This window comes from Aureispira anguillae, from assembly GCF_026000115.1.
GTDB lineage: Bacteria > Bacteroidota > Bacteroidia > Chitinophagales > Saprospiraceae > Aureispira > Aureispira anguillae.
Window position 1 is genome coordinate 3,508,998 of the sequence record NZ_AP026867.1, and the last position, 12,067, is coordinate 3,521,064.

Here is a 12,067-nt window from a genome sequence, read left to right on the forward strand (position 1 = left end):
AGAACCTTCCAAACTTTGGATTTTGGTACAAGGTAATTGGGCTTCATTCATCTTCTGAAAATAGATGTTTAAAATTCTACTAATTTTAAATAGAAAATTCTATTTTCGCAACACTAACTTTAAATTATTTAATCGATTAGTTGGCATGTACTCGCTCAACCTATTCCTACTTTATTAGGAGCACCAACCGCCAACTATTATTAATCCAATTATAGAATAATGCAACATCAATATATTCAAGATTTTGCTCAATACGAAGATGGAACAGAAATCACCATCAAAGGCTGGATCGATAAGGCTCGTAACAGTAAAACCAACCACTTTTTTGATTTTCGTGATGGAACTGGTTTTACACAGTGCATCGTTTCTTTAGATACAGTAGGTGAAGAGGCCTTTGAGCAAGCAAAGCGATTGACCATTGAGAGTTCTGTTTCTTTTACAGGAAAAATTCTTCGCAACGAAAGAAGTCTTGGGGGCTATGAACTTCAGGTAACTACTTTTGAAATTTACCATATTGCTACTGATTTTCCGATTACAAAAACGGACAAAGAACATGGTCCTAACTTCTTAGAAGAACGTCGCCACCTTTGGTTGCGTAGAAGACGACAATGGGCAATCAACCGAGTACGTAACCAACTCATTATGGGAATTCATGAGTTTTTCCAACAAGATGGTTTTGTACAAATGGACGCACCGCTCATGACGGGTTCTGCCTGTGAGGGTACAACAGATTTGTTTGAAACAGACTTTTTTGGTCAGCCTGCTTATTTGTCTCAATCTGGGCAACTTTACGCAGAAGCGATGGCCATGGCCATGAATAAAGTATATACCTTTGGTCCTACTTTCCGTTCTGAAAAATCAAATACGCCTCGTCATTTAGCGGAATTCTGGATGATTGAACCTGAAGTTGCCTTTGCTACCAACGAAGACAACATGGTATTGATTGAGCGTTTTATCAAACATGTTATTGCTCGTGTCTTGGACAAATGCCAAACTGAATTTGAACTTTTGGGAAGGGACACTTCTAAACTACAAGCAGTCGTAGACGGAGATTTTCCACAAGTTTCTTATTCTGATGCTGTTAAAATCTTAAATGGCTCAATGGATGTTGATGGCAAAAATGCCATTGCCTTGCAAGAAGAAGACTTAGCCGCAGCCAAAGCATTGATTGAGGCACATCAGCAAGAGATTGCAGATCGTGAAAAAGCCATCAAAGCGGGAATGAAAAAAGGCGCTCGCAAACACAGTGAGCAGGTTATCGCTAAATTGCAAGCAGAAATAAAAGTAGCAGAAGAACAACTGAGAAATATTCCAAAATGGATTGAATCTGCCAAAAACTTTGAACACGGAGAAGACTTAGGAAGCTCTGATGAAACGGTTCTAACTCGTGTTTTCTCTACCCCTGTTATGGTTTATAACTGGCCTACTAAAATCAAGGCTTTTTATATGAAAGAAGTAGAGGGGCAACCTGAATTTGTCAAGGGGGTAGATTTATTGGCACCAGATGGATTTGGAGAAATCATTGGAGGTTCTGAAAGAGAAACCGATATTAATATCTTACTTAAGAAAATTGAAGAGCACGAATTAGATCAAGCTGATTTTGAATGGTACTTAGACTTGCGTCGCTTTGGTTCTGTTCCTCATGCTGGTTTTGGTTTGGGCTTAGAACGTTTGGTTCGTTGGTCTTGTGATCTACACCATGTTAGGGAAACCATTCCTTTCCCTCGTCGTTATGGGCACATCAAACCTTAATTTTTTAAGTAGACAACTTATACTGCATCTCTTAAGAAGGGGATGCAGTTTTTTATAATAACAGCTAGGTCATCATCAACAAGATGATTAAATAGAAGTTGTTTTAATGAAACTGTTTTTCAGCTTTTTTTATATTTTTTTTTCTTAACTTAAAGTTCATTATTCTCCCCCATTGAAGTTAATTAAGCGTATTTTTAAATACTCCACGGATTAGCTAGGTTGCTATTGCATCATTTTTAGTGGAATAATAACTTCTTTATAAAAAAAAAGTAATGAACAAAGCTGACCTCAAATTAGAATTAGAAAAAACGGAACAGACCACATTACAGTTCTTTGATCTGCCTCTTGACGATTTGCAAAAACGTTATGCTCCTACCAAATGGAATATCCAGCAAGTTTTACATCATTTGGCAGATGCTGAAACAATCCTCTACGAACGAATTAGGCGGGTAATTAGTGGTCCCCAGCAGGTCTTGTGGACTTTTGACCAAGATCGTTTTTGTCAAGGGCTAGATTACGATAAGTTTCCGTTGAACATCAACAAAGATATTTACAAAGCAACCCGAAGAGCAATCATCTATATTTTGGAGCAGCATTATGATTCAAAAAAAGAGCTTGTTTTTATCCATAGTAAGATGGGAAAACGTACCTTGGGTGAAGAATTTAGAAAAGTGGCTTGGCACAATGAACACCACTTAAATCAAATTCGACAAGCCTTAAAATTTGGATGAACCTACTAAGCAAAACGATCTAAAATACATCGCTTCAGGTAGATTCTTGATTTTTAGGATTCTCGACTAGTTTAACTCGCTTTGCTCGTGAGTCAACAAGCTGGGTTAGCTACTGGTTCACTTTATTGCTACTACGTGGTGTTACTAGTGTGCCTCGTGAGTCAGCAAGCTGTTCTTGTTCGATACTAAAAAATATACCAAAATTTAATCTAAAAATCGGTTGATACTTGCTATTTTAGTAGCAAAATAAATTGATTTTATAAACAAACAATGAATTTAGAAAAACGATTAGCGGTCTTAATTGATGGCGATAATATACCTTCTGCCTACGTTAAAGAAATGATGGAAGAAATCGCCAAATATGGCAATCCTACCATTAAAAGAATTTATGGCGACTGGACCAAACCCAACCTCAATAAATGGAAGTCAATGTTATTGACTAATGCCATTACTCCTGTCCAACAATATGCTTATACCACAGGCAAAAATGCAACCGATTCTGCCATGATAATTGATGCAATGGACATTCTTTATTCTGGCAAAGTAGATGGTTTTTGTTTGGTCTCTAGCGATAGTGATTTTACTCGATTGGCAACACGGCTACGAGAAGCAGGAATGAATGTCATTGGGATTGGCGAACGCAAAACACCTGAGCCTTTTATTGTTGCCTGTGACCGTTTTATTTATATAGAAATCCTAAAACCAAAACCAGAAAAAACGAACACAACAAAAGGGAAAACTGTAGATAAAGCCAAAAAGGATGAGAAAGATGAGTACGAAAAAATTACGCCGAAGGTTATTCGCTTGATTACTTCTACTATTTCGGACATTGCGGGTGAAGATGGCTGGGCATTTTTGGGGGATGTTGGTTCTTTGTTGCAGAAAAAACAGCCTAACTTTGATGCTAGAAATTATGGCTTCCAAAAACTAACTCCACTTATTCGTTCGATCAAAAAAATTGAAATTGACGAACGAGAATCAGGACGTAGTCGCTCCAAACTAATTTATGTAAGAGTCAATTTTTAATCCTTTACCCTCCTAACTAATTTATACTATTTTTTATGGAAAACTGTACCATTTACAGTCATTATTTAGATTTCGAAAGTATTGAGACGATCATCCGCCAACAGCTTCCTAAGGCTATTATCAAACGACAAGACAACTACAATCATAAGAGTTTATTGATACAATCTAAAAAAGGCTTTTTGGGTCGAAAATACACCTTAACGGTCAATTGTAGAGAGCGTATTACTCCTTCTCATCAATTGGAATCCATCTCCTGCCCTTTGACACAGAACATAATGGGTATGCGAAATTACATTGGTCAACTCCCTGCCCAAGACAAATCTATTCAAGCTCTATTAATGCAAAAAATAGCCACGATTAATAGTGAAATTAGTTTTGCAGCAGAACCTTACCTTTCTGAAGATTTTGAAAAGATTCTAAAAAGTAGTCTAGAACAATTGGATGGCATTCTTTTTACTTCTCCTACTTCTTTATTCAAAAAATCAAAACATCAACATTTCTTAGATAAAGATTTTAATCTCATTTTAGATCTCGTTGGCAACTCTGAGGTTAATGATTTGGAGATTGTCGTTGAAGCTAAATACCACGATCAAACTAAAGCGCAAGATACAGCAGCGCAAATGGATAGAAAAAGTAGAAGTGAGCAAATTCTACAACAACAACAAATCAAAATTAATACAAACTTACCTTGTAGTCCCGCTGATGAGCAGGTCTCTATACGCAGTCAAGCAGAAATTCTTAATCGAATTTATGCCTTAACTGCTGTCACTGCAAAAGCTGAAGGGGCTCCCTCCGATCAAATTCAACAATTAATTACAAATAAAAATATTACGCATTTTTCTCCCTATGAGCAACATGCTCTAGCCCAAGAACTTTCAGAGAAAGAGACATCCATTCTTACTTGGCGTTACGAAAGTCTTTTTCTCCTTTTCTGGATGGTTAATAAAGTAGATGAACTCCCCCATCCTTCTGAAATGTGCAAAGTCGAAACATTCTTAAATCCTATTTTTCAATTGTCTAGAGCTGCATTTGAAGCCGATATTAAATTAAGAACGAAAAAAGAAGTCTTGGATTTATTGGATCTAACTTATAGGATGAACTGGGCCTGTACAGATGCCAATCTAAAAAAGGAAACTCCTCCTGGCAATTTGCATCCAGGTATTGTTTATGAACGTCATTATACACTCAACTGGCTCACGCATTACAAAAATCAAAGCTGGGATGACATTCGGACGGATACCTAGTTCATTTTGTCTTCAAAAAATAACAATTGAGATAATTTTTAAGCAAGCTGCAATTGTATATCTATCGATATGCAATTGCATTTTTTATAGCTCTAAAGAGATAAAATTTCATTGAGTTAGAAAAGAGCATCAACCAATATACCATAACTAAAAAGCATTTATTTTTAGACAATTAAACTGCATCAAACAGGTTGAATCCACCAATTTTAACAAAAAACTGGTTTGCATAGTTGTTTTGGACTAATTACATTTGTTGGATCATTGTAGGGTTATATAAAATGATCAAACAAAATAACAATCGCAAAAAATTTCAACTATTAAACTCATATACAATACATTAACGTTTAGCAACAATATATTTTCAGTTTTTTATTATATGCTTAAATTAAATTTCATATATTTGCAGCGGATTCTCTTCACACCTTGGGCTAAGTTGTGATGCTTTCTGTTTAATTCCACTATACTAGGTTCTTATCCAATTATTCATCTCATTTAATAGTCTTTCTACACACCCCAACTAGCACTTTTTAGTGTACCAATTTACTGTGTGACAACCTTTCTATTTAAGATGGATATTCCTTTAAATCAATTAAAAATAGGTTGACTATTACTGTTGTTTAAGGCAGTAAATAGAAGGGTCAGCCTACAACTAATTTTTTCACACAAACCAATTTTTATTATTATGGTATTAACAAAAAGGAATCTCTTAGCCACTCTATTAACCCTTGTCATTGGGATGCAATTTAGCTGTAAAAAAGATGCCCCAGCGCCCATTAATCCGCCACCCTCTATTCTCGAACAATTTTACAGTATTGGCGCAAAACAAGTAGCCTCAGACCTTATTCGCACGAGCGATGGAGGTTATCTTATGGTAGGCACTTCCTACCCCAATACAACCGACCCTGAAGGAGATATTGTCGTCATCAAAACAGATTCTATAGGCGTCCAACAGTGGCATTCATTATTAGGCAAAACAGCAGGTGCTGGAACGGGGAATTTAGCAGGTATGCATATTGAATACCACGAAGAAGGAGTAAAAATAGCCGAACTTCCTAATCAAACAGGTTATACGGTTGCCGCTAATAGAACTTATGTTGCTTATCCGACAGCCAGTAGTACTACAGGTACCAAAAAACAAACCAAAATTGTTATGTACAGCCTTGATAACTCAGGGGCTGCTCAGACCGCAGATGGTCATGAATTAAGAGCTAATACCGATTTCACAGAAAATGTATCTGATTTTAAAATTGATAATAGCAATGGTAATCTGCACTATATCTTGACTGGTTATACGACTAATGTCAACCCTAACAAACCTAATGATCCAAACAATGGAATCTATGATTTGACCGATATTGTGACCATTTTGATGGATGCAAGTTTTTCAGAAGTATGGGCTACAGGAGCTACTGCTTATGGCTTTTTAGGAAAAGACCATGGAACCAGTGTTCAAATTCTACCCGATGGTTATTTAGTTGTAGGAACCATTGAGGAGCAACATACAGCTAATGGTCCATTTATGGGGCGCCTTGCTGCTATAAAAATGAGAAAAGACAATGGAGTGCCAACCAATCCTATGTATTTTGGCGACCAAGATTATAATTTTGAGGGTGCTTATTCTACCTATGACGCAACGGCAGGACATATTACCATTGCAGCTACTGTTGCTGGTGGGAATTCTGCTTATACAGGTCAAATTGCTGTGCTACAACTGGATGAGAATTTAAATGCTCAAACGCCCAACCCCATAGCATTCGGTCTAACATTTCTGGATCCTACTCCTCCTACTGCTACCTCTATCAACAATAGCTTTAAGGTACAATCCATTGCTGCTCTTCCTAATAACGATGGCTTTTTGATTGCATCAACAATGACCGACAATTTAGGTAAGGACATTTGTATCTCAAAACTAAACGATGACTTCTCGCTTCCTGCTACAGATTGGCCGTATTATCATGGTTATACAACGGGTAATTCTATGAGCACTACTCAAGAATTAGCGGGCACAGTACTTCCTGTTATTGACAATAATACGCTAATTGGTCATGCCTTTACAGGAACGTTTAATGCCAATAGCAGTAACAGTCAAATTGGTTGGGTTCGGTTCTAAAATTAAGCCTTAAATCAAATCACTAAAAAAGTTGTATTTTGTAAAAAGTACAACTTTTTTTTATAACTTACTTTGCTGTATTTTGCTTACCCAATTAAAACAACAATCATGAAAAGGAAATACATTGAAGGTTTCGATCAATCTGATATTCCCCCAAGAGATAGCGAAATGAATAGCCCCCTAATCCGAAATATGGCTATGGCTGCTCCTGCTTTTACCAACACCCAAATTCAAGAAATGCTAGCAGCACATGCCGAATTTATTAACGACGGTGGCAGCGCTGGACGTTTTGAACGACTTCAAGTTGCAGGCTTGCCCATGAACATCTATATAGGAGGTGCGCAATCTGGAAAACAATTTGAAGTTCGAATGAAAAATTTTGCTCCAGATACAAATTTGGAACAAGCTCAATTGACTCATTCAGATTTTGCAGGGGCACTTGCCGAGGAAGTCAATTTTCAAGGTGCAAAATTAGATCATTCATTAATGACAGATTCCTTTTTGGCAGGGGCTAACTTTGACGAGGCATCCGCAATTGGAGTAGACTTTACAGGGGCAGATCTTACAGGGGCTTCTTTTGTAAATACAGATCTTAGGAATGCCGATTTTGAAATTTGTAATTGTACTGGAGTAGATTTTTCGGGAGCTAATATAGAAGGGGCTTCCTTCAAAGGGTGTAACTTGGATGGTATTCGCAGATAGACAATGACTCTTATTTTATACCCTAAATCATCACTCCGTAAAAAAAATAAGATTCTTTTACAACTCTATCACAAAATAAATGCTATGTGCTACAGTTTAATACTTCATTGGTTATCGGACTTTTAACACGCTAACTACAAAAACATATAATGCTAATAATCAACTGCGCAGCACTCATGCAATAATGTGATGCGATTAGCTTCGCTGCTTCTGCGTGGTTACTACGTGAGCCTTGTTACTCACTGTGTTTGTGAGGTCGCAAGCTCTGTTCGGATTGCCCACGAAGTAATGAGAGTTGTCAAAGAGCGAAAAATAAAACGTAAAATTTATAGAGGAAATCACCATTAGTTTCAAACTAATTCCACCTCTAATACTTATCAATAAATAAAATACAAATATTAATGACAGAAGAGGATAAAAAGTTTATGCAACGGGCAATTGATTTGGCAAAGGAAGGAATGAATGCCAATGCTGGCGGTCCCTTTGGAGCAGTTGTTGTAAAAAATGGCGTTATTGTAGGAGAAGGTTACAACAAAGTAACTTCTACCAATGACCCTACAGCGCATGCTGAAGTAACGGCAATTCGAAATGCCTGCAAGGCATTGGGCACTTTTCAATTGGACGACTGCATTATTTATACATCTTGCGAACCCTGCCCGATGTGCTTGGGAGCCATTTATTGGGCTCGTCCCAAAATGGTTTATTTTGGTTGTAACCGTGAAGATGCTGCCGATATTGGTTTTGACGATCAATTTATTTACGATGAATTAGAGCGTGAATTGGACGACCGTAAAATCAAAATTGTCCGTTTGATGCGCAAAGAAGCGCTCTCTGCATTTGAAACTTGGGCAGAAAAAGGTGATCGAACAGAATATTAAGAGCCTTGCTGTATTTTTATAGATTAATCGTTGGCGCCTTATTGGTAATAGACCAATAAGGCGCTGCAATTAAACGGTTTCTACTTTAGCTAGACTTTCTCAAAATGCTAAAGTCTAGCTTAGTTAATCCTTAATTGTGTGTTTGGCTTAATTTTTTCCAATTTTTATCCGCAGACAAGACTAATTCATCGTGTCTTTTTTCTTTCAACCACAATTGCTGAGCATCTAATTCTAGATTATAAAGAAATAGATAGTACTTTCCATCCTTCACAATAAATTTATTGGGGTTAACCCTAAATTTGGCACCAGCATAGGTTCCAAAAGCACAAAACCCTCCATATTGTGGTAAGTATTTTGTTGGGTTCTGATCAAAATTCGATTTTTGTTCGGCAGAAGTAAAATAATAAATTATTTTTTTATGTTCTGATTTAAATTCCTTGACGCCTTTTTGTGCCAAGCCCAAATCAAGGTAAGAAACAGGGCTATAACCTGCCAGTGCAATATTGCTATTATCAATGTTATTAGCCATCTTATCCTGAGCCACTAGACCAACGGTTAAGCAAACAAAAAAGATCGTGAATAAGTTATACAAGTTCATAATTTTTAGTTTTTAAAATTGCGGTTATACATTGCGATTATAAGAAGGGGATTTGATTAAATATTAGTTCTGCTCAGTTACTTAATCTGCTTTGAAATATTCTTCTTTGACTACTTTTCCATCCTGCCCCCATTCTCTTTGAATAATTTCATGCCAGTGAATTTGGCTTCCGTCCTTCATATCAAAATCAAAGGTAAACTCAGATGCGGACACATTTCCGTCCAACAAAGTCTGATGATGCGTTATCTCATTAATCTTAACAATTCCTGCCGTAAAGCTTTTCATTTTTTCTACCATTTGAGCTTTGGTAGTAGTGGCCGTTCCGCCGTAGTCTGAAGTTTTTGCAAAATCACAAAAATTAACATCAACAGCTTCTACAATAGCCCCTTTAGCGACTAATTCGTCCATTTTTTGAACCAATTCTCTTAATTCCATTTGTTTTTATTTTTACTAATTAAAAAATTAATGACCTTACAAAGGTGGAAAGAAAAGCTGTTCAAATAGGTACAAAAAAAACGCTAAGAATTGTACTTTTGGTTTTTATATTGGGTAGGAGTATACTTGGTATGTAATTTAAAAAAGGAAGAGAAATGGTTGGCTTCTTCAAACCCTAATTGGTGAGCAATTGCCTTAATAGCCTGCCCTTCTTCCAACAATACTTTTGCTGTATTGATAATTTTCTGGCGAATCAATTGCCCTAAACTTATATTTAATTCTGTCCGAACTCTTTTAGACAAAGCCTTGACTGACAAGTGCATTTTATCAGCATAAAACGCCAAAGAATGTTCCTCTTGGTGATGCCGCTGGAGCAATTCATAAATGTTCTGAACAAATAAATCGCTCTGATCAAAATCCTGCCTTTTTCTAAACTGATTAGGATTAAATCCAGTATTTTTTTTGAATATTCTTGTAAAATATGCAGGGTCTTTATAGCCCATATCATAGGCGATTTCCTTTACGCTTTTATCCGTAAATACAAGCGCTTTTTTAGATTCGATTAGACGCTTATTTTTCAAAAGCCCTTTCATTGAGATCCCTACTTTCTGCCGAAATAGAGCCTGGGCTTCTTGCCCCTCACTAGTAATCAACGCTGCAAGTTGTTCATTATTCAAATGATTATTATACTGTTGATCCACGACATCTTTTACATCAAAAATAATGTGGTATTCTTCTTTACTAGCACAAAATGGGTTTTGCCAATACCACTGCTTGGATGAAACGTCTATAATGTCGCTTAGTTGAGCTGAAAATGCCGTATTGGTTAAATATTTTTGACAAGCTATACATTCATTAAAATTGATATACCCTAACGAAATTAGGTGTTTAAACAAAACCCTAATCTCTTTTTGATTAAAATACGCTTCATTGGGAAATTCTATCTTACGCACCACAAAATCATCGGACAAAAATCGAATGTATTGCCCCTTATCCAAAAATATAATTTTATCCTTCCAATCGTGATAAGCTTTGAAATCAACCTGAATTCCCCCTGTGCCTTTTAAGATATGGAACAAGGTACAATGATGGATCAGGTATACTTTATTAAGCTCAGGTGTTGTTTTTACAACCATCTATTCATTATTTGTCACTTGTATTCCTTACAAAATACCCAACATTTAGAATAAAACATTCAAATTCATGCTATTTTTGGAATAAGTGAGGTACTAATCCCTCAAAAAACCAGCAATATACTGCTCAATCATTTCGTAATCACTCCCTGCGGGAACATGTTTAGCATTTTCCATCAATATGGTCTTTTGTAGATTCTTAAATAACCGCTGAGCCTTTTTTATAGTTTGATTTCCAGGAAAAAAGACATCATCCTCAGCCGCTAAAATATAAACAGGGGCATCCAATTTCTGAGCCTCTTTTTTAGTCAAAAGCGGAGGTCTCCGAGTATCCATATAAATCCCTTCTAATACGGCCTCTTGGTAAGCAACTAAATAGGCATCTTTTTCGGCACAAAAAGCGTCCATAAAAGTATGCAAATCTTGTTTTTTTCTAGATTTTAAATAACGCCTCATCGGAATTAACACCTTAAAAATGGCCTTTAGAGCAGAACCATTCGTAAATCCTGCTGGCACAATAAAAATAGCTCGCTCTATACGCTCAGGAGCACAAGCAATCAAACGCTGTAAAATAAAACCTCCATAAGAAACCCCAATTAGAGCCACTCGTTCTAATGCTAAGGCATCTAATACTTCAACCAACCACTTTCCATAGCTATTGTCTCTCAAAGGCAGTCTTGTTTCTTCACTCCTATTGGGCTGCCCAAGAATATCAATCGCATAAATACAAAAGTGCTGCGCCAATCCTTGAATCGCCTCTAAGGCAATCGGCGCACCAACATTAACCCCATGCAACAAAACTACTGGCGGCAATTGTTCCGATCCCACTACAATAACATTGGTTTTTCCTGCCTTTGTTTCAATTTGGGTTTCTTTATAATGCAGTTTTAAAGCATCTAGCTTTTGCTGATATAGTGCCAAAATCTTTTTTTTGGCTTGAGCACTTTTATAAATTGTTGTTGGCATAATGTTCTATTTTAAGGATGCTAGATTACATCGTTTGGGATTTAGATCAATGGCTATTAATGAGCTATGTCATTAAAAAAAACAGACTTAATACTTAATAAAATGTCCTAACTTTAGTTTTTCTTTAGCCTCCTTCCAAGAAGGAAACCTGTCTGATTCATAAGTATAACTTCCTGTTTCAATAGCTAATTTTGCACTTTCTTTCATTGCCTCACCATGTGCTCCCAATAGCATAGCTTTTTGCATATCTTCTTTGGATTCCCACGAAGTTATTGTATAATGCAGATAACCAAATCCTGTATTTTTCATTTTAATGAACCCTGGTGCTTTTCTTACTTGTAGGGTAATCTTAAGCCCATGCCATGATAACTTAAAGTAATACCATAGGCTGCGTAAACGGACAGAAGTTACTGTAATAATCATCTTGATTGGTTTAGGTGCTATCAATTAGCAGGTTATTGATAATATAGGTATGTACCACAAGATAATTCT

General features: G+C 36.6%; 12 protein-coding genes. 7 read left to right on the forward strand and 5 right to left on the reverse strand.

Translation table 11 applies throughout. The features are described from left to right. Positions 1 to 219: 219 nt before the first annotated feature. The 7 genes from AsAng_RS13525 (at position 220) to AsAng_RS13555 (ending at position 8,443) form a co-directional block, all read left to right on the forward strand. Complete coding sequence (locus AsAng_RS13525; protein WP_264793329.1) at positions 220 to 1,752, forward strand: asparagine--tRNA ligase; 1,533 nt, start codon at positions 220 to 222, stop codon at positions 1,750 to 1,752. A 272-nt stretch (positions 1,753 to 2,024) separates the two neighbouring features. Then, positions 2,025 to 2,483 carry a DinB family protein gene (locus tag AsAng_RS13530; protein ID WP_264793330.1) on the forward strand — a complete coding sequence of 153 codons (459 nt, stop codon included), beginning with the start codon at positions 2,025 to 2,027 and terminating at the stop codon, positions 2,481 to 2,483. A 270-nt stretch (positions 2,484 to 2,753) separates the two neighbouring features. Next, positions 2,754 to 3,509 carry an NYN domain-containing protein gene (locus AsAng_RS13535; RefSeq protein WP_264793331.1) on the forward strand — a complete coding sequence of 252 codons (756 nt, stop codon included), beginning with the start codon at positions 2,754 to 2,756 and terminating at the stop codon, positions 3,507 to 3,509. Between the two features lie 35 nt (positions 3,510 to 3,544). Next, entirely contained in the window at positions 3,545 to 4,753 is a 1,209-nt protein-coding gene (locus tag AsAng_RS13540; protein WP_264793332.1) for a DUF4272 domain-containing protein, read from the forward strand. Between the two features lie 682 nt (positions 4,754 to 5,435). Then, entirely contained in the window at positions 5,436 to 6,863 is a 1,428-nt protein-coding gene (locus AsAng_RS13545; RefSeq protein WP_264793333.1) for a hypothetical protein, read from the forward strand. A gap of 108 nt (positions 6,864 to 6,971) precedes the next feature. Continuing rightward, positions 6,972 to 7,565: a pentapeptide repeat-containing protein gene (locus AsAng_RS13550; RefSeq protein WP_264793334.1), complete on the forward strand. Its 594-nt coding sequence runs from the start codon at positions 6,972 to 6,974 to the stop codon at positions 7,563 to 7,565. 401 nt (positions 7,566 to 7,966) lie between these two features. Beyond that, a complete protein-coding gene (locus AsAng_RS13555) occupies positions 7,967 to 8,443 on the forward strand; it encodes a nucleoside deaminase (RefSeq protein ID WP_319993644.1) in 477 nt (158 codons plus the stop codon). Positions 8,444 to 8,573: 130 nt separating this feature from the next. Here AsAng_RS13555 and AsAng_RS13560 read toward each other — a convergent pair whose 3' ends face one another. The 5 genes from AsAng_RS13560 to AsAng_RS13580 form a co-directional block, all read right to left on the reverse strand. Next, a complete protein-coding gene (locus AsAng_RS13560; RefSeq protein ID WP_264793335.1) occupies positions 8,574 to 9,041 on the reverse strand; it encodes a YHS domain-containing (seleno)protein in 468 nt (155 codons plus the stop codon). 81 nt (positions 9,042 to 9,122) lie between these two features. Beyond that, entirely contained in the window at positions 9,123 to 9,476 is a 354-nt protein-coding gene (locus tag AsAng_RS13565) for a hypothetical protein (protein ID WP_264793336.1), read from the reverse strand. 83 nt (positions 9,477 to 9,559) lie between these two features. After that, complete coding sequence (locus AsAng_RS13570; RefSeq protein WP_264793337.1) at positions 9,560 to 10,612, reverse strand: helix-turn-helix domain-containing protein; 1,053 nt, start codon at positions 10,610 to 10,612, stop codon at positions 9,560 to 9,562. Between the two features lie 93 nt (positions 10,613 to 10,705). Next, a complete protein-coding gene (locus tag AsAng_RS13575; RefSeq protein ID WP_264793338.1) occupies positions 10,706 to 11,575 on the reverse strand; it encodes an alpha/beta fold hydrolase in 870 nt (289 codons plus the stop codon). 87 nt (positions 11,576 to 11,662) lie between these two features. Continuing rightward, positions 11,663 to 11,998, reverse strand: coding sequence for a hypothetical protein (locus tag AsAng_RS13580; RefSeq protein WP_264793339.1), 336 nt, complete (start codon positions 11,996 to 11,998; stop codon positions 11,663 to 11,665). Positions 11,999 to 12,067 lie beyond the last annotated feature (69 nt).